At 60.0% G+C, this 23307-nt stretch carries 17 protein-coding genes and 2 pseudogenes; 11 read left to right on the top strand and 8 right to left on the bottom strand.

Translation table 11 applies throughout. From position 1 onward, the window contains the following. Nucleotides 1-38 precede the first annotated feature (38 nt). From ACR9ZQ_RS22470 to ACR9ZQ_RS22445, 6 genes are all read left to right on the top strand, one after another. Nucleotides 39-1400, top strand: coding sequence for an ABC transporter substrate-binding protein (locus ACR9ZQ_RS22470; RefSeq protein ID WP_481428836.1), 1362 nt, complete (start codon nt 39-41; stop codon nt 1398-1400). Between the two features lie 171 nt (nt 1401-1571). Continuing rightward, a complete protein-coding gene (locus tag ACR9ZQ_RS22465) occupies nt 1572-2585 on the top strand; it encodes a carbohydrate ABC transporter permease (RefSeq protein WP_310378792.1) in 1014 nt (337 codons plus the stop codon). 1 nt (nt 2586) lies between these two features. Next, nucleotides 2587-3750 (top strand): carbohydrate ABC transporter permease, encoded by a 1164-nt coding sequence (locus tag ACR9ZQ_RS22460; RefSeq protein WP_481428835.1) that lies wholly within the window; start codon nt 2587-2589, stop codon nt 3748-3750. Nucleotides 3751-3785: 35 nt separating this feature from the next. Beyond that, entirely contained in the window at nt 3786-5438 is a 1653-nt protein-coding gene (bglA, locus tag ACR9ZQ_RS22455; protein WP_310378787.1) for a beta-galactosidase BglA, read from the top strand. Between the two features lie 21 nt (nt 5439-5459). After that, the gene (locus ACR9ZQ_RS22450; protein WP_310378785.1) at nt 5460-6551 is read left to right on the top strand and encodes an ABC transporter ATP-binding protein; all 1092 of its coding nucleotides are present in this window, start codon (nt 5460-5462) and stop codon (nt 6549-6551) included. Between the two features lie 115 nt (nt 6552-6666). Next, a complete protein-coding gene (locus tag ACR9ZQ_RS22445) occupies nt 6667-7080 on the top strand; it encodes a hypothetical protein (protein WP_310378783.1) in 414 nt (137 codons plus the stop codon). A gap of 74 nt (nt 7081-7154) precedes the next feature. Here ACR9ZQ_RS22445 and edd read toward each other — a convergent pair. The 5 genes and pseudogenes from edd to ACR9ZQ_RS22420 all read right to left on the bottom strand — a co-directional run bounded on the left by edd (nt 7155) and on the right by ACR9ZQ_RS22420 (nt 14116). Continuing rightward, a pseudogene (gene edd / locus ACR9ZQ_RS22440) lies at nt 7155-8980 on the bottom strand (phosphogluconate dehydratase). Nucleotides 8981-9048: 68 nt separating this feature from the next. Continuing rightward, entirely contained in the window at nt 9049-9747 is a 699-nt protein-coding gene (gene pgl, locus ACR9ZQ_RS22435) for a 6-phosphogluconolactonase (RefSeq protein ID WP_481428834.1), read from the bottom strand. A 16-nt stretch (nt 9748-9763) separates the two neighbouring features. After that, entirely contained in the window at nt 9764-11239 is a 1476-nt protein-coding gene (gene zwf / locus ACR9ZQ_RS22430; RefSeq protein ID WP_007819337.1) for a glucose-6-phosphate dehydrogenase, read from the bottom strand. A 135-nt stretch (nt 11240-11374) separates the two neighbouring features. Then, complete coding sequence (locus ACR9ZQ_RS22425; RefSeq protein WP_113323868.1) at nt 11375-12670, bottom strand: NAD(P)/FAD-dependent oxidoreductase; 1296 nt, start codon at nt 12668-12670, stop codon at nt 11375-11377. A gap of 9 nt (nt 12671-12679) precedes the next feature. Beyond that, nucleotides 12680-14116, bottom strand: a complete 1437-nt coding sequence (locus ACR9ZQ_RS22420) for a glutamine synthetase family protein (protein WP_481428833.1) — start codon at nt 14114-14116, stop codon at nt 12680-12682. Between the two features lie 89 nt (nt 14117-14205). On the opposite strand from ACR9ZQ_RS22420, the pseudogene ACR9ZQ_RS22415 reads away from it, so the two are divergent. The 4 genes and pseudogenes from ACR9ZQ_RS22415 (at nt 14206) to ACR9ZQ_RS22400 (ending at nt 20679) form a co-directional block, all read left to right on the top strand. Next, a pseudogene (locus tag ACR9ZQ_RS22415) lies at nt 14206-15427 on the top strand (BaiN/RdsA family NAD(P)/FAD-dependent oxidoreductase). A gap of 166 nt (nt 15428-15593) precedes the next feature. Beyond that, on the top strand, nt 15594-15737 hold the full coding sequence (locus ACR9ZQ_RS22410; RefSeq protein WP_439014115.1) for a hypothetical protein: 144 nt from the start codon (nt 15594-15596) through the stop codon (nt 15735-15737). Between the two features lie 310 nt (nt 15738-16047). After that, a complete protein-coding gene (locus tag ACR9ZQ_RS22405) occupies nt 16048-18576 on the top strand; it encodes a methyl-accepting chemotaxis protein (RefSeq protein WP_481428832.1) in 2529 nt (842 codons plus the stop codon). Nucleotides 18577-18834: 258 nt separating this feature from the next. Then, complete coding sequence (locus tag ACR9ZQ_RS22400; protein WP_310378767.1) at nt 18835-20679, top strand: methyl-accepting chemotaxis protein; 1845 nt, start codon at nt 18835-18837, stop codon at nt 20677-20679. Here ACR9ZQ_RS22400 and ACR9ZQ_RS22395 read toward each other — a convergent pair. Beyond that, entirely contained in the window at nt 20652-20894 is a 243-nt protein-coding gene (locus ACR9ZQ_RS22395; protein ID WP_481428831.1) for a hypothetical protein, read from the bottom strand. The two genes, ACR9ZQ_RS22400 and ACR9ZQ_RS22395, sit on opposite strands and share 28 nt — an antisense overlap. Nucleotides 20895-20983: 89 nt before the next feature. On the opposite strand from ACR9ZQ_RS22395, the gene ACR9ZQ_RS22390 reads away from it, so the two are divergent. Beyond that, nucleotides 20984-21853: a LysR family transcriptional regulator gene (locus ACR9ZQ_RS22390; RefSeq protein WP_310378762.1), complete on the top strand. Its 870-nt coding sequence runs from the start codon at nt 20984-20986 to the stop codon at nt 21851-21853. A gap of 7 nt (nt 21854-21860) precedes the next feature. On the opposite strand, the gene ACR9ZQ_RS22385 is transcribed toward ACR9ZQ_RS22390, so the two are convergent. Beyond that, nucleotides 21861-22961 (bottom strand): helix-turn-helix transcriptional regulator, encoded by a 1101-nt coding sequence (locus ACR9ZQ_RS22385; RefSeq protein WP_310378760.1) that lies wholly within the window; start codon nt 22959-22961, stop codon nt 21861-21863. 105 nt (nt 22962-23066) lie between these two features. Next, nucleotides 23067-23303 carry an SMc00767 family acetate metabolism repressor gene (locus ACR9ZQ_RS22380; RefSeq protein WP_113323861.1) on the bottom strand — a complete coding sequence of 79 codons (237 nt, stop codon included), beginning with the start codon at nt 23301-23303 and terminating at the stop codon, nt 23067-23069. Between the last annotated feature and the right edge of the window lie 4 nt (nt 23304-23307).

Below are 23307 nucleotides of genomic sequence, written 5' to 3'. Positions count from 1 at the left end.
AATTCTGCGCTATCGGATTGTGATGGGAGGTTGATCACATGAAAAAGTCATTCTTGATGGGCGTTGCACTTGCGGCGCTTTTTGCCGGCGCTGCGTCCGCCGCGGATCTGAAATTCCCGCCCGGCCAGGATTCCAAGTTCAACTGGAAGAGCTATGATGACTTCAAGTCTGCCCATGCCGACCTGAAGGGACAGCAGCTGACGATCTTCGGCCCCTGGCGCGGTGAAGACGAAGCCTTCTTCCAGAGCATTCTCGCTTACTTCGTCGAGGCCACCGGCATCGACGCCAAGTATTCCTCCTCTGAAAACTACGAGCAGCAGATCGTCATCGATACGCAGGCAGGCTCCCCGCCGAATATCGCCATCCTGCCGCAGCCAGGCCTGCTGGCCGATCTCGCTGGCAAGGGCTATCTGACACCGCTCGGTGACGACACGTCCAAGTGGGTCAGGGACAATTACGGCGCCGGCGACAGCTGGGTCGGCTACGGCACCTACAAGGGCAAGGATGGCAAGGAAGCCTTCTATGCATTCCCCTACAAGGCCGACGTGAAGTCGCTGGTCTGGTACGTGCCGGAAAACTTCCAGGAAGCCGGCTACAAGGTCCCGACAACGATGGAAGAGCTGCACGCCCTGACTGACCAGATCGTGAAGGATGGCGGCGTTCCCTGGTGCATTGGTCTGGGTTCTGGCGGTGCGACCGGCTGGCCGGCGACCGACTGGGTCGAAGATATCATGCTGCGCACGCAGAAGCCTGACGTCTACGACAAGTGGACCACCAATGAAGTGAAGTTCACCGATCCGGCCGTCGTTGCTGCCATCGATGAATTCGGCAAGTTCGCCAAGAACGAAAAGTATGTCGATGGTGGTGTTGCAGCAGTTGCTTCGACCGACTTCCGCGACAGCCCGAAGGGCCTCTTCGCCGTTCCGCCGAAATGCTACCTGCATCACCAGGCTTCGTTCATCCCGTCCTTCTTTCCTGAAGGCACGAAGCTTGGCACTGATGCAGACTTCTTCTACATGCCGACCTATGCCGCACATGCCGATCTCGGCAAGCCGGTTCTCGGTGCAGGCACGCTCGTTACCATCGCTAAGGATTCTCCGACGGCCCGCGCTTTCGTCGACTTCCTGAAGACGCCGGTTGCTCATGAGCTCTGGATGGCACAGTCGAGCTTCCTGACCCCGTACAAGGGCGTCAACGTTGATGCTTACGCCAACGAACAGATGAAGAAGGAAGGCGAGATCCTGACCTCGGCCACCACCTTCAGGTTTGACGGTTCGGACCTGATGCCCGGCAAGATTGGCGCCGGCGCCTTCTGGACCGGCATGGTCGACTTCGTCGGCGGCAAGTCCGCTCAGGACGCCGCAGCCGAAATCCAGAGCGCCTGGGACGGCATCAAGTAATCTCCTGACAATTCATGCCGCCGGGTAACCGGCGGCATCACCGGAATGAGAGGCCGGGTTCCAGAGGGGGAGCCCGGTCGAGCCGGATCCTGTGGTCAAACACATCAGCTCTATTGACGATATCCGGCGTTAACCCTTCAGAATAAGACAGGGAAGCAGGGGAGGGACGAAATGCTGTCGCAGATAGTGTCCGCTTTGGGCGTCGTGGTTGTAGCCGTTTTCGCATGCTCGGCCTATTTCTTTTTCTCGAACAAGATCCTCGATCTCGCCTTGCCGGTGCGGGACGGTGATATCCGTCAGGCCTCGCGGAATCTGAATCGGCGCGCGATGATCCGCCCCTGGCTGTTTCTTTTCCCAGCACTTTTCCTGCTGATCGTCTATCTCGTCTATCCTGTCGTCGCGACTTTCATCCTGTCCTTCTACGACCGGTCGGGCAACGAGTTCGTCGGCGCGACCAATTACTTGTGGGCCTTGAACGACCGTGAATTCCGTCAGTCGATCTTCAACAATATCCTCTGGCTCGCCGTCGTGCCCGCTGCCTGCACCTTCTTTGGCCTCGTCATCGCCGTCATGACCGACCGCATCTGGTGGGGCAATATCGCCAAGAGCATCGTCTTCATGCCGATGGCGATCTCCTTCGTCGGCGCTTCCGTCATCTGGAAGTTCATCTATGAGTATCGCGGCGGCAACGATGTGCAGATCGGCCTCCTGAACGCCATCGTGCAGACATTCGGCGGCACGCCGCAGGTCTGGATCTCCGTTCCCTTCTGGAACAACTTCTTCCTGATGGTGATCCTGATCTGGATCCAGACCGGCTTTGCCATGGTCATCCTCTCGGCCGCACTGCGCGGCATCCCGGAAGAGACGATCGAGGCTGCTGTCATCGACGGCGCCAACGGCTGGCAGATCTTCTGGCGCATCATGGTGCCGCAGATCTGGGGTACGATCGCCGTCGTCTGGACGACAATCACTATCCTTGTTCTCAAGGTCTTCGATATCGTGCTCACCATGACCAACGGTCAGTGGCAGACCATGGTGCTGGCGAACCTGATGTTCAACTGGTTGTTCCGCGGCGGCGGCGATTCCGGCCGAAGTGCCGTCATCGCCATCATCATCATGCTCGCCGTCACGCCGATCATGGTGTGGAACGTGCGCCGCGCCAATGCCGAACTGAAGGGACGCTGAGATGACGAGAGCTGCAAGCTACTTCAAGATCGGTCCCGCCCGTCTTTTCGTCCATTTCTGTGTTCTCGTCATTGTCATTGTCTGGCTCGTGCCCACACTCGGCATCTTCGTCAGCGCGCTCCGCGACAGGGACCAGATCACCGTTTCCGGCTGGTGGACCGCCTTTGCCGGCTCCACGCAGACGGTGGCCGCCCGCCTCGGCTCACCCGACCAGCAGAAGCAGGAAGGCGATATCTACGTCATCACGGGCAATGTGCTGGCCGACCAGCCGGGCCGCTCGGTCAAGGCCTTCGGCATACGTGTGCAGCAGCCTTCGGCCTTCGAAGCCGGTCAGACCGCCGATCTCGGTGACGGCGAAAGCCTGCTCATCAACAGCGATGGCAGCTACCGCTACATGAAGAATGTCACCTTCGCGCCCGATGAACGTCCGCGGCGTATCTATCTCGCGGCATCGGCTCCGCCGGAATTCACGCTCGCGAACTATAAGACCGTTCTGGCGAGTGAGGGCATCGGCCAGTCCTTCATCAACTCGCTGACGGTGACCATTCCGGCGACCATCATCCCGATCCTGATTGCCGCCTTCGCCGCCTACGCGCTGAGCTGGATGGAATTCCCTGGTCGCGCGCTGCTGATTGCGCTCGTCGTCGGCCTCATCGTCGTGCCGCTGCAGATGTCGCTCATCCCGCTGCTGCGTCTCTACAATGAGATCGGCACGATGATCGGCCAGCCGTCGAAGACCTATCCCGGCATCTGGCTGGCGCACACGGCCTTCGGCATGCCGCTCGCCATCTATCTCTTGCGCGCCTATATTGCCGGCCTGCCCAAGGAGATCATCGAATCCGCCCGCGTCGATGGCGCGAGCGACTTCGAGATCTTCACTCGTATCGTTTTGCCTCTGTCCTTCCCCGCGCTCGCCTCCTTCGCGATCTTCCAGTTCCTTTGGGTGTGGAACGACCTGCTCGTTGCCATGGTCTTCCTCGGCACCGACAAGGACCACCTCGTGCTGACAGGAGCGCTGAACGCGCTGCTCGGCTCGCGCGGCGGCAACTGGGAAATCCTGACGGCGTCCGCATTCGTCACCATCATCATACCGCTGCTCGTCTTCTTCTCGCTGCAGCGCTATCTGGTGCGCGGCCTGCTGGCGGGGTCGGTCAAGGGAGGCTGATCCATCCCAAGACGTAATTTCAAACAGGATATTCCATGAGTGTGGCTTCCCAATCCATTCTGACCGCCGACAAGGACTGGTGGCGCGGCGCGGTGATCTATCAGATCTATCCGCGCTCCTACCAGGATTCGAACGGCGACGGCATAGGCGACCTGAAGGGCATCACCGCCCGCCTGCCGCATATCGCAAGCCTCGGTGCCGACGCGATCTGGATTTCGCCCTTCTTCACCTCGCCGATGCGCGATTTTGGCTACGACGTTTCGGACTACGAAAACGTCGATGCGATCTTCGGTACGCTGATCGATTTCGATACGCTGATTGCGGAAGCCCACCGTCTCGGCATCAAGGTGATGATCGACCTCGTCATCTCGCACTCTTCCGACCAGCATCCCTGGTTCGTCGAAAGCCGCTCGAGCAAGACCAATGCCAAGGCCGATTGGTATGTCTGGGCTGATGCCAAGCCGGACGGCACACCGCCGAACAACTGGCTGTCGATCTTCGGCGGCTCCGCATGGGCGTGGGATCCGACACGCATGCAATATTACATGCACAACTTCCTGACCTCGCAGCCGGACATGAACCTGCATAACCCCGAGGTTCAGGACCGCCTGCTCGATGTCGTCCGTTTCTGGCTGAAGCGCGGCGTCGACGGCTTCCGCCTCGACACCATCAACTTCTACTTCCACGACAAGCTGTTGCGCGACAACCCGGCGCTTGCTCCCGAACGCCGCAATGCCTCCACCGCGCCTGCCGTGAACCCCTATAATTTCCAGGAGCATCTCTACGACAAGAACCGCCCGGAAAACCTCGAATTCCTGAAGCGCTTCCGTGCGGTGCTGGAAGAGTTCCCGGCAATCGCCGCCGTCGGCGAGGTGGGCGACAGCCAGCGCGGTCTCGAAATCGTCGGCGAATATACGTCGGGCAATGACAAGATGCACATGTGCTACGCCTTCGAATTCCTGGCGCCCGATCCGCTTACACCTGAGCGCGTCGAGGAAGTCATGAAGGATTTTGGTGCCGCGGCTCCCGATGGCTGGGCTTGTTGGGCCTTCTCAAACCATGACGTGATGCGCCATGTCAGCCGCTGGGGTTCGCTGGTTGCCGATCACGATGCGTTTGCCAAGCTCTATGCCTCGTTGCTTATGACGCTGCGCGGTTCTGTCTGCCTCTATCAGGGCGAGGAGCTTGCCCTCACCGAAGCCGATCTCGCCTATCAGGACCTGCAGGATCCCTACGGCATCCAGTTCTGGCCCGAGTTCAAGGGCCGGGATGGTTGCCGCACGCCGATGGTCTGGGACAGCCAGGTTGCCCAGGGTGGTTTCTCGACGGTCAAGCCCTGGCTGCCGGTGCCGGTCGAGCACATCCTGCGCGCCGTCAGTGTGCAGCAGGGCGACGAGAATTCCGTGCTGGAGCACTACCGCCGCTTCATCGCCTTCCGCAAGCAGTACCCGGCTTTCGCCAAGGGCGAAATCGAGTTCGAGGATCCGCAGGATGACGCGCTGATCTTCACGCGCGAGTTCGGAAACGAGACGCTGCTCTGCATCTTCAACATGGGACCGGCGGAAACCAATGTGACCCTGCCGGCGGGCGAATGGCAGGCTCTGACGGGCCACGGCTTTACCAGCAACAATTACGGCGACAAGATCGATATTCCGGCCTGGGGGGCGTATTTCGCCCGCCTCGCTTAAGGATCAGGAGGGGAGAGGAAAATGACTGGACTGACGCTTAAGGATATCCGCAAATCCTATGGCTCCGTGGATGTGCTCCACGGCATCGACCTGGAGATCAACCAGGGCGAATTCATCGTTTTCGTCGGCCCCTCCGGCTGCGGCAAGTCCACGCTTCTGCGGATGATCGCCGGGCTGGAAAACATCACCGGCGGGGAGATGTACATCGACGGCATGCTCGTCAATGACGTGCCGCCCTCCAAGCGCGGCATCGCCATGGTGTTCCAGTCCTACGCGCTCTATCCGCACATGACTGTTTTCGACAACATGGCCTTCGGCATGAAGATCGCCGGCGAGAACAAGCAGGAGATCGACCGCCGCGTGCGGGCTGCGGCCGAAAGTCTGCAGCTCACAAAATATCTCGACCGCCTCCCCAAGGCGCTCTCGGGCGGCCAGCGCCAGCGCGTGGCGATCGGCCGCGCCATCTGCCGCAATCCAAAGGTCTTCCTCTTTGACGAGCCGCTATCGAACCTCGACGCGGCACTGCGCGTCGCAACCCGCATCGAGATCGCCCGCCTGAACGAACAGATGGCCGATACGACGATGATCTATGTCACGCACGACCAGGTCGAGGCGATGACGCTGGCAGACCGAATCGTCGTCCTCTCTGCCGGCAATATCGAGCAGGTGGGTGCGCCGCTGGAGCTCTACGAGCGCCCGGCAAACCTTTTCGTTGCCAAGTTCATCGGCTCTCCGGCCATGAACATCATTCCTGCAACGATCACCGACGCCGGCGAAAGCACGACGGTGACGCTGACGGGCGGCAAATCGGTGACACTCGATATCGCAACGGCCGCATCCGAGAAGGGCAAGCAGGCAAGCTTCGGCGTTCGCCCCGAAGATCTGCGCATTGCAAGCCCTAATGAGGACTATCTCTTCGAGGGCGAAGTTTCGATCGTCGAGCAGCTCGGTGAAGTGACTCTGCTCTATATCGAAGGCCTGGTTCAGGGTGAGCCGATCATCGTCAAGCTGCCCGGCATCTATGATGTGAAGAGGGGTCAGAAGATGCATTTCGTCGCCGATTGGCAGAAGCTGCACCTCTTCGATGCGTCGGGCCACACCTATAGGAAATGACCATCCATTTTTGGTGGAATCCTTCTTCTTGAGGCTGTGCAGGGGAAGGATTCTTACTTTCTGTTAAATATGCGGTGCTAGCCTTTTTCCCATTACGACTGAGGGAACCAGGGCTATGGCCGCATCGAATCCAACACCTCCGAAATCGCACTTCCTGGCGAAGGAAGAATCTTTCATGTACGACCGCGAAGCGCGGTTCAAGATGGAAGATACGATGAACGCCGCGCGCATCGAATATACGGAAAAGGGCGTCATGCATGCCGCCTCGCGCCGCTGCGATATCGTCCGTATCTCGATGAGCAGCGCAATCCTGGCGATCCTCACGCAGTATACCCTGCCGAAGCAGTTCTATCTGGATATTCCGGATGCCCGCATCACCAAGGTGGGCTGCCTGCTGATGAAGACCTTCCCGAACAACACGATTGAAGTTCGCTTCCTGCGCCTGCTGACGCAGAAGGAGCTGAACAAGATCTTCGTCTACAGCACGCACCCGGCTCACAAGGATTACGTCCTCGATATCCGCGCGTAACAGTTTCGCGTCTCGCTGGATATGAAAAACCCGCGGTTCCGGCCGCGGGTTTTTCTTATATATCGATGACGATGTCAGTGGGTGTGGAAAAGCACGCTAGCACCCTGGTCGGAGGGGCCGACCGCGTGGCGGAACGGCGCGAAAAGCTCGCGGCCCATGCCGAATTCATTATCCGAGAGATCGATGGTTACAGGTTCGCGCTCGGCCATGTCGGCAGCGTCGACCAGAACCTCCAGCGTGCCCCTGATTGCGTCGAGACGGATGATGTCGCCATCCTTGATGCGGGCGATCGGGCCGCCGTCGACCGCTTCCGGTGTGACGTGGATTGCCGCCGGCACCTTGCCGGATGCGCCGGACATGCGCCCGTCGGTCAAGAGCGCCACGCGGAAGCCGCGATCCTGCAGCACGCCGAGTGGTGGGGTCAGCTTGTGCAACTCCGGCATGCCATTGGCCTTCGGGCCCTGGAAGCGCACAACGGCAATGAAGTCGCGGTTGAGCTTGCCTTCCTTGAAAGCGTCCTGCAGCTCCTGCTGGCTGTGGAAGATGACTGCCGGTGCTTCGATGATGTGGCGCTCGGGCTTGACGGCGGAAATCTTGATGACAGCCTTGCCGAGATTGCCGCGCAGCATCTTCAAGCCGCCATTCGCCTGGAATGGCGTCTCGATGCTGGCAAGCACCTTCGGATCGTGGCTCTTTTCCGGCGAGCGCTGGCGCACGACAGCGCCGTTATCGCCGAGCTGCGCATCGACCGTATAGGCCTGCAGCCCGTGACCGAACACGGTGCGCACATCGTCATGCACGAGGCCCTGCTTCAGGAGTTCCTTGATGAGGAAGCCCATGCCACCGGCTGCCTGGAAATGGTTCACATCCGCAAGCCCGTTCGGATAGACGCGGGCCAGCAGCGGCACCAATTCCGAAAGCTCGGCAATATCCTGCCAGGTCAGCACGATGCCGCCGGCGCGCGCCATGGCGACAAGGTGCATCGTGTGGTTCGTCGAGCCGCCCGTCGCATGCAGGCCGACGACGCCGTTGACGACCGAGCGTTCGTCGATCATTTCGCCAGCCGGCGTGAATTCGTTGCCGAGCGCGGTAATGGCGAGCGCCCGCTTGGCGGCCTCTCGGGTCAGCGCTTCGCGCAATGGCGTGCCGGGGTTGATGAAGGAGGAGCCGGGCATATGGAAGCCCATGATCTCCATCAGCATCTGGTTGGAATTGGCCGTACCGTAGAAGGTGCAGGTGCCTGGGCCGTGATAGGACTTGGATTCGGCTTCCAGCAGCTCGGCGCGGCCGACCTTGCCCTCGGCAAAGAGCTGGCGCACGCGCGACTTCTCGTCGTTCGCCAAGCCTGTCGTCATCGGTCCGGCTGGAATGAAGATCGACGGCAGGTGGCCGAAGGAGAGGGCAGCGATCATGAGACCGGGTACGATCTTGTCGCAGACGCCAAGGAAGAGCGCAGCATCGAACATGTTATGCGACAGGCCGACACCGGCCGCCATGGCGATCAGATCGCGCGAAAAGAGCGAAAGCTCCATGCCCGGCTGGCCCTGGGTGACGCCGTCGCACATGGCCGGTACACCGCCGGCGACCTGTGCGATACCACCGGCTTGCGCTGCCGCCTCGCGGATGATCGCCGGATAGGTCTCGAACGGCTGGTGGGCCGAGAGCATATCGTTATAGGCGGTGATGATGCCGAGATTGGGCACGCGGTCACCCGCAAGTGCATCCTTCTCGGCGGGGAACAGACGGCGAAGCCGTGGGCGAGGTTGGCGCAGCCGAGAACGGAACGGTTGACGCCCTTTGAGGCGGCAGCGCGCAGGCGTTCCAGATAGCGCTCGCGGGTCGGCTTCGAGCGTTCGACAATGCGATTCGTGATCGCAGCAATGCGTGCGTGAGCGGACATGGAAAATCCCTGCCTTGTTCTGGTTCGTTTCTATCTGCTCGCCGGCTCCGGCGGCCCTTCAGGCCGTATCAGGGAGCCCAGTAGATCTCGACCGGGGAAGTGGCCCGGCGCAGAATGGCGCGGATCGGCATTTCTGCCTCTTCGCCGTTGCCTTCCGCCTTGGCGAGAACGTCTTTTTTGCCTTCGCCCTCAATGTGGAGAATGAGCAGTTTGGCATCCTCAAGAGCGGAGAAGGTGAAAGTCAGGCGCGGTTCGCCTGCCCCTTCTGCATCCATGGTGATGATGCCGCGTGGCGTCTTCGCGTCGAGCGCGACGCTCAGATTGTTGCCGCCCGGGAAGAACGAGGCCGTATGGCCATCGCCGCCCATGCCGAGAATGACGACATCGAACGGGATGCCGATCTCGGCGCTCTTTGTCGTTGCAAGGTTTGCGGCCTCCTCGACGGAGGCGGCCGGCTGGTAAAGCGGCACGAAACGCGCCGCTTTAGCCTTGTTCTGGAGAAGATTGGCATCGACGAGCAGATGGTTCGAGCGCGGATTATCGGCTGGCACGAAGCGTTCGTCGACGAGTGTGATCGTCACCTTGGCCCAGTCGATGTCGCGCGCCGAAAGCGCCTGGAAGAAGGCTTTCGGCGTGGAACCGCCGGAAACGGCGATGCTCGCTTCTCCGCGGGCTGCGATGGCTGCCGTAAGCGCTCTGGAAACCTTGTCTGCAAGGTTGGTGGCGAGTTCGGCGGCGTTTGCGAAGGAATGCAATGTCGATGCCATATCTTCAGACCTCGGACTAGATGTCGTCGTGCCAGGTGCGGCCGTCGCGTTCGATGAGCGCGATGGCCTGGCTCGGACCCCAGGTGCCGGCCGTGTAGCCCTGCACCTGCTGGCCGGTCGATTCCCAACCCTTGAGGATCGGATCGACCCACTGCCATGCGGCTTCGACTTCGTCGCGGCGCATGAACAGCGTCTGGTTGGAACGGATGACGTCCATCAGCAAACGCTCGTAGGCGTCAGGATTGCGGACATTGAAGGCTTGGGCGAAGCTCATATCGAGCGAGACATTGCGCAGACGCATGCCGCCCGGACCAGGATCCTTGATCATCAGCGACTGCTTGACACCTTCATCCGGCTGCAGGCGGATGATCAGCTGGTTCTGGCTGATACGGCCGGCGGCCTGATCGAAGATCGCATGCGGGATCGGCTTGAAGGTGATGACGATTTCCGACATGCGCCCGGCAAGACGCTTGCCGGTACGGATGTAGAAGGGAACGCCTGCCCAGCGCCAGTTGTTGATCTCGGCCTTGATGGCGACGAAGGTTTCCGTGTTGGAAACGCCGCCTTCCAGCTCTTCGAGATAGCCCTTGACCGGGCCGCTGCCGGAAGCGCCGGCGCGGTACTGGCCGCGAACCGTGGCCTGCTCGACGTTGGAGGCGTTGATTGGCTTCAGCGCGCGCAGAACTTTAAGCTTTTCGTCGCGAACGGCTTCCGAATCCATCGAGGAAGGAACTTCCATCGCGGTCAGGCAGAGGAGCTGCAGGATGTGGTTCTGCACCATGTCGCGCAGTGCGCCGGCCGTGTCGTAGTAACCGGCGCGGCCTTCGAGGCCGACGGCTTCGGCAACGGTGATCTGAATGTGGTCGATATAGTTGGCGTTCCACAGCGGCTCATAGAGCGCGTTGGCAAAGCGCAGCGCCATCAGGTTCTGCACCGTCTCCTTGCCGAGATAGTGGTCGATGCGGAAGATCTGCTCTTCCTTGAAGGCGCGGCCGATACTGTCGTTGAGCTGCAAGGCCGAGGCGAGGTCACGGCCGATCGGCTTTTCGACGACGATGCGGGTCGACTTGGTGATCAGCTTGTGGTCGTGGATCTTCTGCGAGATGTCGCCGAAGATGCCTGGAGCGACAGCGAGGTAAAAGGCGCGAACCCGGTCCTTGCCCTCGTCGAGCAGCTTCTTCAGCTGATCCCAGCCGCTGTCCGTGCGGGCATCGACGGAAACATAGAAGAGACGGGAGCAGAACTTTTCGACTTCCGCCTCGTCATATTCGCCCTTCTTCAGGTGTTCCTTGAGCGCGTCCTTGGCGAACTTGCGGTATTCCTCATGCGAAAGCGGGCTGCGCGAAGCGCCGATGACACGGGTCGGTTCCGAGAACTGGCCCTCGATCTGGCGATGATACAGCGCGGGCAGAAGCTTGCGTTCGGCAAGGTCGCCGCTGCCGCCAAAGACGACATAATCAAAAGGCTCAACGGGAATGATTTGGCTGCTCATGAGCTTGTCTCTCAATCAGGCTTGGTTGGTGGCCGTTTTAATCTAATCGATTTAAAAAAGCCAGTGTGCGGTGCAATGAATCTGTCCGTCATCGGTTTTAAAGCGAATTACCCGCAGAGGAAATCCGCAATCGAACTAAAACTTGTCGCGGAGGGCGAACCACGACAAGGCAAGGAAAAGCAGCGGCGCCCGCATGCGCGCGCCGCCCGGAAAGGCAGGGATATCGAGCGCCTTGAAGAGATCGAGATCGGCCGATTTTCCCAGCACCATTTCTGCGTAAAGCTTGCCGCAGTAATTTGACAGCATGACGCCGTGGCCGGAATAACCGCCGATCGAGGTCACGCCGGGCATGACCTCGCGCACGAATGGCTGGCGGGGCATGGTGATGCCGACCGAGCCGCCCCAGGCGTGAGTGATCTCGATATCTTTCAATGCGGGATAGATTTCGGCGATCTGCCGGCGGATATGCTGCGAAATGTCACGCGGATTGTCCGCCGTATAGGCCTCGCGTCCGCCGAAGAGCAGCCGTCCGTCCTTCATTTTGCGGAAATAGCGCACGACGAAACGCGAATCCGCCACCGCTTCGCCGCCGGGGATGACATTGGGAAACTGGTCGAGAGGCACCGTAGCGCCGATGAAGGAACGGATCGGCATCACATGGCTTGCCGTGATTGGCTCCAGATTGCCGATATGTCCATTGCAGGCGATCAGCGCCCTGTTGGCAGTGATCGTGCCGCGTTCGGTTTCGATAACGACCTTGCCGCTGCGCTCTTCGATCGACTTTGCCCTGGTCATTTCGAAAATATCGGCCCCGGCATTGGCTGCCACCCTGCCAAGGCCGATCAGCAGCTTCAGCGGATGGATATGGCCAGTGCCGACGTCGCGTACCCCGCAATAGAAGCGTTTGGAGCCAAGCCGCTCCTGCGTCTCCTCGCGGTCCATGAAACGCAGATGCGGATAGTCGTAACGGAAGGCCGCGATTTCCGCATTCTCGTAGTAGTACCGCTTGTAGCTTTCCTTGTGGGCGACGCTGAGCTGACCGGGCACATAATCCATATCGATCTGGTGCTCGGTCGCAAAATCCATGAGGTGCCGCTTGGCATCTTCGGCAAGGTCGAAGAGCGCCTTGGAGCGCTCATAGCCGATCTTCTCCTCCATCTCTTCCGGCCACCAGCGCTGGCCAGTGCCGAGCTGGCCGCCATTGCGCCCGGAAGCGCCGTCGCCGAGCCTGCTGCCCTCGATGAGCGTCACCGAGACGCCGGCCCTGGCGAGATTATAGGCGGCCTGAAGGCCCGTATAGCCGCCGCCGATAATGGCGACGTCACACTGCCTCGAGCCGTCGAGCGCCGGATAATCCGGCCGCTCGCCGACTGTCGCCTGATACCAGGACAGGCCAGGCGCGATGGGGCTCTGCCATGTCTCTTTCGTCATGGCGAACCCTCACACGTTCAGAAGGAGGAATTCCCGCTCCCAGGGGCTGATCACCTGCATGAAAGTTTCGAACTCGCCCCGCTTCACGCCGGCATAGAGCCCGATGAACTCCTTGCCGAAGACTTCCTCGAATGCCGGTTCGTCTTCAAGCAGTGCCACGGCTTCCAGAAGGCCGCGCGGCAGGTCGATCGAGCCCTCATTGGCCGCATCCTCGGTCGGCGCCGTCGGCTCGATTTCCTTAGTGATGCCGAGCAGACCGGAGGCAAGCGAAGCGGCGAGCGCCAGATAGGGATTGGCATCCGAGCTCGGCAGGCGGTTTTCCACGCGCCGCGCCTGCGGATCGGAGACCGGCACGCGGAAGGCCGTCGTGCGGTTGTCGTAACCCCAGGCATTGTTGACGGGGCAGGACATATCCGGCTGCAGGCGGCGGTAGGAATTCACGTATGGCGCCAGCATGGCAAGCGCGCTCGGCACGTATTTCTGCATACCGCCGATGAAGTGGAAGAATTCCTTCGAGGCCGAACCATCATTGTTCGAGAAGACGTTCTTGCCGGTGTTGATGTCCACCACGGACTGGTGGATATGCATTGCCGAACCCGGCTGGCCCTGCATCGGCTTTGCCATGAAGGTGGCGTAGATATCGTGCTTCAGCGCCGCCTCGCGGATCGTACGCTTGAAGAGAAACACCTGGTCGGCAAGCTCGATCGGATTGCCGTGACGGAGGTTGATTTCGAGCTGCGCCGGTCCTTCCTCGTGGATCAGCGTATCGATCTCGAGGCCCTGCTTTTCCGAGAAGTGGTAGATGTCGTCGATCAACTCGTCGAACTCGTTGATGCCGGCGATCGAATAGCCCTGGCCGCCGAGAATCGAACGACCCGAACGTCCCTTGGGCGGATGCAGCGGATAGTCCGGGTCGTCATTCGTGGCGACGAGATAGAATTCGATTTCCGGCGCCACGATCGGCTTCCAGCCGCGCTCGGCATAGAGGCTGAGAATGCGCTTCAATACGTTGCGCGGCGTGTAGGGAACTTCCTGTCCGTCGGAATTGACAATGTCGCAGATGACCTGCGCGGTCGGGTCGGTTTCCCAAGGCACGACGGACAGGGTGGAAAGGTCGGGCACGAGCTTCAGGTCGCTGTCGCGTGGCTCGTAGCGAAAGCTTTCGGTCTCCTCAGGATATTCGCCTGATATCGTGTGGCGGTAGATCGCCGAAGGCAGTGCAAGCGATGTGTTGGAGGTGAATTTGGAGGACGGCATCATCTTGCCGCGCGGCACGCCGGCAAGGTCCGGCGTGATGCATTCGATGTCTTCGATACCGCGTGCCCTCAGCCACTGCGCTGCTTCCTTCCAGTTCGCAACACCGCGCAGAGATCCGGGATCAGGAGGGGATTTCTTCGAGGCGGGTACGTTTCTGGCAGGCTTCAGCGTCGTCTTTTTTGGGGACATGACACACCGGTTTGCGTTGATCGTAACGCCATCATAACCGGAGTTTGGCAATTGGCGAGGGGGTGGAAGGCGTTGACTTTCGCCCTCTGATGGAAAAAGAAGACGCGATTTCAGCAGGGAAAATAGATTTTGCGGCACAAGAGCGATGTGATCGTCATCGGGGCGGGTGCCGCGGGCATGATGTGCGCCATCCGCGCCGGACAGCGTGGTCATTCCGTCACCGTGCTGGATCACGCCCGCGCACCGGGCGAAAAGATCCGCATCTCCGGCGGCGGCCGCTGCAACTTCACCAATATCAATGCCGGCCCGAAGAACTTCCTCTCCGCCAATCCGCATTTCTGCAAGTCGGCGCTTGCCCGTTTCACGCCGGCCGATTTCATCGCCATGGTCGAACGTCACGGGATCGCCTGGCATGAGAAGACGCTTGGCCAGCTTTTCTGCGACAACAGCGCCAAGGACATCATCTTCATGCTGCTCGACGAGATGCGTGCGGCAGGTGCTGCCTGGCATCTCGGTGTCGAAATATCAGGAGTTGAAAAGACCGAAAGCGGCTTCCGTGTCTCGACCTCCGAAGGGGTCTTCGACGCCGCTTCCCTGGTCATCGCAACGGGGGGAAAGTCCATTCCGAAGATGGGAGCAACCGGCTTTGCCTATCGCATTGCCGAGCAGTTCGGCTTGGCCGTTACCGAAACGCGCGCCGGCCTTGTGCCTCTGACGCTCGATCCGATCTTGCTCGAAAGCATCGCGCCTCTGTCAGGCATCTCTGCGCCCGCAGAGATCCGTCACGGCAAGACTGCCTTTCGCGAAGCGTTGCTCTTCACCCACCGTGGTCTCAGCGGCCCCGCCATCCTGCAGATTTCCTCCTACTGGCGGGAAGGTGATGCCATCACCATCGACATCGAGCCGGATGTCGATATCGCCGCGCATCTGAAGAAAGCGAAACAGGTAAACGGGCGCCAGTCCGCACAGACCGCGCTTGGTGAAATCCTGCCAAAGCGCTTGGCGCAATATATCGTCGAACGCGAAGCGGTCAGCGGCAACATGGCCGACCTCTCCGACAAACTGCTGACCCGACTTGCCGAGGCTGTGCAGAATTGGTCTGTCAGGCCCTCCGGCTCCGAAGGTTATCGTACGGCGGAAGTCACGCTCGGCGGCATCGATACGACGGCGCTCGATTCCCGCAGCCTGCAGGCCAAGGCCGTTCCCGGTCTCTATTTCATCGGTGAATGTGTGGATGTGACCGGCTGGCTCGGCGGCTATAATTTCCAGTGGGCCTGGGCCTCCGGTTTTGCCGCCGGTGAGGCATTGTAAACGCTAATATTTGTAGACGTGAAACCTTCTAGCCGATTCAAGACTTCTTAAGATGGGCTGCGCCATCCTGTCTCAATGGCAGGTTGGCAAAGCCGTTCCTAAATTAAGCTTTACCGGCAAGCCGTTTTGTTGGATTGTTATGCTTAGATAGAAGTGAGGTTTCGCAATGAACAGAAACACTCGACGCGCCCGCGCCATCGCAATTGCCCAGGTAAAGCCTGATACGAAGCTCGTAACGCTGCGCTATCTGATGCTCGCAGCCGGCGCAACCGCCGCCAGCATTGCTGTTCTTCTTTCCCACTTCATCTGATCTTTTCGCAGCTTGAAATGGAAGTTTTCGGTCTCGCGACTTGATATATCGCGAATCCGCGGCGTGCAATTTGCAACTATTGTGCGATCACGGCTAACGCCCTCTCACCGCTTATCCGAAAATTAATATATAATCTGACACATTGTAGACGAATATTTGGGTGTTTCCGGCCTCGCCCGGAAATGAACTGGCAATGATTGCCGCCCGTTCCAGGGTTTTCCCAACTGTTAGTAGATCAGCTCGATATGCACCCGGCTGGCGCCAGAAGGCTGCCGGCGGGAGGAGTGGTGTATGAAAGGCACGGCGCGCCATGTTCATTGACAAGATTCTTTCTCGTTTCAAGATTCAGACCAAGGTTCTGATTTTTGTACTGCCATTCGTCATCACCATTTCCGCCGTCGGTCTGACCGGTCTTTATGCCTCCGGTCTGCTGCAGGGCCGGATGGAGATTTCCAACAGCGTTCTCCAGTCGCTGAGCGGGTTCAAGGATCTCTACGCCTCGATGGACGACTTCCTGCAGACAACCAACGAGCAGGCGCGCGACAATCTCCATACAGATATCAAAACCCAGGGGCAGACGCTTGACGCCACCATGGCGCAGATCGGCGACAATGCCGGTCATGAAAACCTGCAGGCTGCCATCGAGGGCACGAACGGCATTTCGGATACCGTCGGCAAGCTCTGGACCCTGCACGAGCAGGAAGTTGCCCTTCGCAAGCAGATCGACGATGCGCAGAAGGTGATGATTACCAACCGCTTCAACGTCAGCTACGACGCCAAGCAGCTGGAAGAAAACATCCGCACTGATGAAGGCAATGCAACGTCGACGCTGCGCGCAGCCGACCGTCTGCTTAAGGGCGGCGATACGCTGGCAACCGTCATGAACGATTTCAACAAGGCGCAGACGTCTACTGACAAGCTGAAGGTCGTGACCGATGCGCTGCCTGCGATCGCCAAGGCGCAGCGCATGATTGAAATCTCCGTGCCGCAGAACCAGAAGAGCATGACACAGTCGATGGCGCAGACCGTCAGCGACCTGAAGGCTCAGGCGACGGCGCCGGAGGCCGGCACGGATGATGGCGTTGCCAACCTTGGTCGTCTCGTTTCCCGCTTCCGCCAGATGTCGACTTACACACAGCTCACCGCCACGCAGATGATGCGCGAGGCAACAACGACTTTCGTGGAGCTCGACAGCCGCATCGCCCAGACCAACTCCGTGTTGGAGGATACACGGCGCCTTGAAAGCTCCATCTATTCGCTGCAGCTCGTGCTCGCCGATTTCAACGCCAAGCCGAGCAAGGAAAATCGCGTTCGCCTGAACCAGGAAATCGCCACGCTCAACACCATGCTGAACACCCTTCAGGCAAGCGCCAAAGGCATGAATTTCGCCGGCGACATTGTCGACGCGATTACGCCAGCTCTCGCTTCGATGGATAAGGGTGCGCAGAGCCTCGTCGATGTGATCAATCAGCGTACGACCGATTATGCCGCTGCGCGACAGCAGCTCGACGGCGTCTGGGGCCAGCTGACCAGCTTCGCGGAAGAGCAGAAGCAGACTGCCGGCACCGAGCGCGACCAGGCCAACAGTATCTCCGTCGGCACGACCGCGCTCGGCATCCTGGTCTCTATCATCGGCGGCATCGCGCTGGTGCTGACGCTGCAGCGGCCGATCGCCCAGATCACTGCCGCCATGCGCCGCATCGCCGAAGGTGCGCTCGACACCAACATCTCCGGCGAGAAGCGTTCCGACGAAATCGGCGACATTGCCCGGGCGCTTGGCATCTTCAAGGAAAATGCCCTCTCCAAGATCCGTATCGAGGAACAGAGCGACGAAGAGCGTCAGGCCGCCGAGCATGAGCGCCAGCGCAACGATGCCGAAAAGCGCGAGATGGACCGCCAGATCGAGTATGCCGTCAATGAGCTCGCCGCCGGTCTCGAGCGCATGTCGCAGGGCGATATTTCGACGACGATCGATAGACCCTTCATCGGCCGTCTCGAACAGCTCCGTCAGGACTTCAACGGTTCGATGATGCGCCTGCAGGCCACGATGAGCCAGATCCGCGACAACGTTCAGATGATCCAGGGCAACGGCAATCAGATGGCCCAGTCCTCCGAGGATCTCGCCAAGCGTACCGAGCAGCAGGCTGCATCGCTGGAAGAAACGGCTGCCGCCGTCGACCAGATCACCGTCACTGTCCGCTCCTCCGCCGAGCGCGCCAAGGATGCCGATCAGATCGTCCGCCAGGCCAAGCGCAGCGCCGACGACTCCGCCGTCGTCGTCAACAACGCGATCGACGCCATGGGCCGCATCGAGGATGCCTCGCGCCAGATCGAGCAGATCATCGGCGTCATCGATGAGATCGCCTTCCAGACCAACCTGCTCGCTCTGAACGCCGGTATCGAAGCCGCCCGCGCCGGTGAAGCAGGCAAGGGCTTCGCAGTCGTCGCCATGGAGGTCCGCGAGCTGGCCCAGCGCTCTGCCGCTGCCGCACAGGAGATCAAGGGCCTCATCAACAAGTCGACGAATGAGGTCAATTCCGGTTCGCAGTTCGTCCAGGAAACCGGCACGGTTCTCGCCAAGATCAGCGCCCAGATCGTCACGATCAGCCAGCATGTCGAAATGATCGCCCGCGCAAGCCACGACCAGTCGAGCGCGCTGCAGGAGGTCAACTCCACAGTCAACCAGATGGACCAGATGACCCAGCAGAACGCGGCAATGGTAGAAGAGACCACTGCCGCGAGCCGCGAACTCGCAAACGAGGCGGATGCGCTGCTGCATCTCGTGCAGCAGTTCAAGATCGACGGCGACAGCGACATGCACATGTACCGCGCCGCCTGATTTCAGCCTTCCCATCCGCAACGCAAATGGCCCCGTCTCCGGGGCCATTTTTGTGCGTAAAATAAATCACGCAAAGGTTGTGAGGAGACGGGTGGATTGAAAAATTCCTGCCCTTCTTGCAGATAATGCATTCATGAAATCATACTAGATTTGAAAAAAGACAAGTAAAAGGCTCAGCGCGAACCCTGCGTTAAGAGAAAATTTTCCCTAACGCATTCTTATGAAAATCATAGAGGTTGTGTTCGCCAGAGGTTCCAGATGCCGCGTTTCTTTTCGACATCCATCGTGCGCCAGATCGTTGCGATCACGCTGCTTCTGCTTGCCGGCAGCACCGCAGCGATTGTCGGCGTGACCTATTACAATCTCGGCAGCTACGTCATGGACAGCGCAGTATCCGACGCGAAGGATGCAAGCCGCTCGATGGCGGTTCTCTACGGCGCAAGCGATGCCGATGTCCGCATCGATGTAAAGGACAACGCGCTGTCAGGCGTGACCGAAGACAAGATCCCCGCCTTTGGCGATTATTCGCTGGTTGACCGCACGGCGCAGTCGATTGCCGGCGTTGCCACCATTTTCGAAAAGCAGGGAGGCGATTACGTCCGCGTCTCCACTAATGTGAAGAAAGAAAATGGCGACCGTGCCGTTGGCACCAAGCTCGCCGCAGATCATCCCGCCCAGCCGGTACTGGCGCAGGGCAACGCCTATTACGGTCCGGCAGACCTCTTCAGCCGCAAATTCATGACGGGTTATTTCCCGGTCAAGAATCCCTCGGGTGCCACGATCGGCATCCTCTTCATCGGCATACCCATGGAAGTCTATTATCAGCGTATGAACGAACTGCAGACGCTGGTTCTTAGCGTCGGTGCCGTGGTGATGCTGCTCGTCGGCGTGCTCGCTTTCTATGCGATCCGCCGTTCCGTCAGGCCGATGCAGGCGCTGACGTCGAGCGTGCGCGCCATTTCATCGGGCGACCTCGTTAGCGCCGTCCCCTGCGTCGAAAAGAAGAACGAATTCGGCGACATCGGCCGTGCGCTCGCTCTCTTCCGCGACAGCGCAGTCGCTCGCCAGGAACTGGAAACGCAGGCCGCCGAACAGCGTGCCCTGAACGATGCCGAGCGCAGCCGCAACGATGCGGAGAAGCGCACACTCGACGGCCAGATCGATTTTGCCGTCAATCAGCTTGCCGCCGGTCTCGGACGCCTGTCACAGGGCGATGTCTCGCAGACCATCGAAACACCCTTTGTCGGCCGGCTCGAACAGCTCCGCATGGATTTCAACACTTCGCTCGAACGCCTTCAGGATACGTTGACGCGCATTCGGGCGAGTGCCGCTTCCATCCAGCGCAACAGCGGTTCGGTCTCCGCCTCGGCTGACGAACTCTCCAGGCGCACGGAATCCCAGGCTGCAAGCCTCGAGGAAACGGCCGCTGCTGTCGAAGAAATCACCGTTACGGTCCGCTCGTCGGCCGAACGCGCCCATGAGGCAAACAATGTCGTTGCCGCGACCAAACGGACGGCCGACAGTTCCGGCACCGTCGTCGGTGATGCCGTTGCCGCCATGGGCCGCATTGAAGACGCCTCGCAGCGTATCGAACAGATCATCGTCGTCATCGACGACATCGCCTTCCAGACCAACCTGCTGGCGCTGAATGCCGGTGTCGAGGCGGCGCGCGCCGGTGAGGCTGGCAAGGGCTTTGCCGTCGTGGCTCAGGAAGTCCGCGAGCTTGCCCAGCGCTCGGCCACTGCCGCCAAGGAAATCAAGGTGCTGATCGAACAGTCGACCCGCGAGGTAAATGCCGGTTCCGAACTCGTACAGAAGACAGGCAGCGTGCTCGCCTCGATCAGCCACGAGATCATCGCAATCAGCGGCCACGTCGAAACCATCGCCACGGCAAGCCGCGACCAGTCGGCCGCCCTTCAGGACGTCAACAGTTCCGTCAACGCCATGGACCAGATGACGCAGAAGAATGCCTCCATGGTAGCCGAAACCACGCAGGCAAGCAGGCAGCTAGCGGAAGAGGCCGACATGCTGATGGCGCTCATAGAGCAGTTCCGCCTCGCCGAAGGCGCTGCCGGTCATGGCCGCGTGAGACAGGCGGCCTGACATCCGAATTCGTCTTCGTCGGGCCGCACCTTCGTGCGAGCGGCGGCCTCGTCTGCCGGCAGCGTCAGCCAGGCTGCAAATCGCACCAGGAAGCTGCTTCCTGCGTTGTTATAGAAGGCATCCTCTTCCTTTATCCGGTCGCGTCTTGTTCGCTGCAGCAAGCTTGCTCGCTGCATTCGGCCGGCAATGTCTGCGATTATGAAATTATCGATCATCGTGATGTCCTCTCGTTTCTGGACATCAATTGATCTACACATCAAAATTCGCTTTTTGAACGGGCGAAATCCCATTATGTTTTTCACTCATGAAAAACAGCAATTGGGACTCCTATCAGCTTTTCCTGCAGGTCGCCCGCACCGGCGGCCTGACGGGCGCCAGCACTGCCACTGCTTTGAGCCCAGCGACGATCGGCCGGCGCATGCTCGATCTGGAGCAGGAACTCGGCCGCACACTCTTTCACCGCAGCCAGACAGGCTACCGCCTGACCGCTGATGGGCAAACCCTCGTCGATCATCTGCAGGAGATGGAGGCGGCCGCCCGCAAAGTCGAAGCATGGCGGCAATCGTCCGAAGGTGGGGCCACCGTCAGGATCGCTGCCGGCACATGGATCTCCTGGCTGCTGACGGAGAATTTTTCAGCGATCCGTATGCCCGGGGACACGTTCGGCATTTCCTTGACGATCGGCGAGGCCCGCGCGAACCTGAATTACCGGGAAAGCGATATCGGCATCCGCGCCTTCGAACCGGAGGAAAGCAATCTCGCGGCCCGTCTGCTCGGCGAAGTCGCCTATGCCGTCTACATCAGACGCAATGCCAGCCAGGACGACACCAGATGGATCGCTGTCGGCGCAGAGGATGCGATCTCCGCCTATCTGCGCTGGCCTTATCAGAATGCTGCATCCGCCATCGTCGCGACCGTCAACCGCCCTCGCTCCCTGCCGGATCTGGTGCGTGCGGGCGCGGGAAAGACGGTACTGCCCTGTTTCGTCGGCGATCTCGATCCCGAGCTGGAACGGTGCGGCGGTGAGCTGCCGGAGCTGCGTCACCGCCAGTGGATCGTCATGAATGCCGAAGACCGCCACCGCCCGGAAATCCGCACGGTTGCCGACCGAATGACGAAGCTTTTGAAAAGCTATACCGACCTCTTCGCCGGCAAGCGCGCCAGTCGCGGATAATCTGGCTCTATGGCATCAGCCGGCGCACGAGCCCCACCTGGCTGTTCACCCCGAGCTTCGAATAGATGTTCTTCAGATGCGAGCGTGCGGTCTCGTAGCTGACATCGTTCGTCCGCGCGACTTCGCGCAGCGACAGGCCCGCGGTGATGCCGGCCGCAATCCGCATTTCTGCCGCCGTCAGTTGGTCGATACGGAGCAGGGCGTCATTGAGATCGGGGCGCAATGGCAGGCTCGGCCGCTCGATGATCATCGCCACCGTCGGTCCCTCGAGAAATTCGGTGATGAAATCCGACTGCATCCTCACCAACGTGCATTTGAAGCTGGTGTCCTTCATCCTGATCAGCGTGCTTGCCGGCGAAAATGCCTGCAAGCGGTGGCGCAGCAGAGCCGACAGGCGGGAGGCAAGCTCGCTGTCATTGATCATGATCCGCCCGGTCGAGGTCACGCCGATCGCTTCGCCCTCGGCAATCATCCGCTCCGCCTCGCTGTTGATCGAGCGGATATTCTGATCTTCGCCGATGTACACGATACCGACGCCGATCGCGTCGAAGAGCGCCAATCCGTTTTCGTTGTTATGGGGATCGCTGTGCTCGCGGCGAATGAAATCGAAGGCGCGGCGCAGATGCGGTGCCAGGTCGCTGAGCAGTTCTGCATTCGTGCGATTGAAATCCGGATCGGAAGACGAGGTCAGCGTCGAAAGATTGAAGGAGCGTCCGCGTTCCCGCATGATCGTCACGCCGACGCTGCTTTCGCAGCCGATCCAGCGAAGGTAATCGCTGTAGAATTCCGTCTTCAGAAGCTGATCGCGCGGCAGCATCTGATCGGCGATCACGCCAAGGCCGATCGGCCGGGTGGCGGCGCGCGGCATCCACGGATTGATGGCCGCATAATAACGGTTATAGGCCTCGGATTCCTTTTCCGCGAGACCAGAGGAGAGGGAGAGACCGCCGGTGCGCGCGACGGCATCGTGGAAAAACAGCGTCGACTTGGCATCGGGCATCGTCGCGGCCAGAGCATCGAGAAAGGCTTGCCACGACGTCTCGCCGAAGAGCGCGCCATAGATCAGATCGGTCAGAACTTCGAGTTTTGCGTGCGGCGAACCGGGCATATGCAGTTCCGTTCGAAGATATGCTCAATTATGCCGCGACTCCGCTGTGCTGACAATTGCGTCAAATAGCGTAGGTCCGGTGGTCTTTACCACCGGACCCTACCCTCAATTTCTGTTTGCGACGATGACGGGGATCAGCAGATCTCCCCAGTTGCCGTCACCGCCATGATGCCGGGCGGAGCGTACCAGCTCCACCGAAACACCAGCCTCGACCGCCTTCATCACGGACTGGTTCAGCCTGTGCAGATCATTGGCAAGCATACGGATCACCGTCTGCTGGTCGTCCGTCATGCTGCTTGCCTGCTCTTCCGTCCGTTCGCGGACGCGCGCAATCGATGCCATGTCG

This window comes from Rhizobium sp. KNZ14-9A (assembly GCF_056755015.1).
Note: the sequence above shows the minus strand (reverse complement) of the source record. Positions and strands in the feature narration are given on the sequence as shown.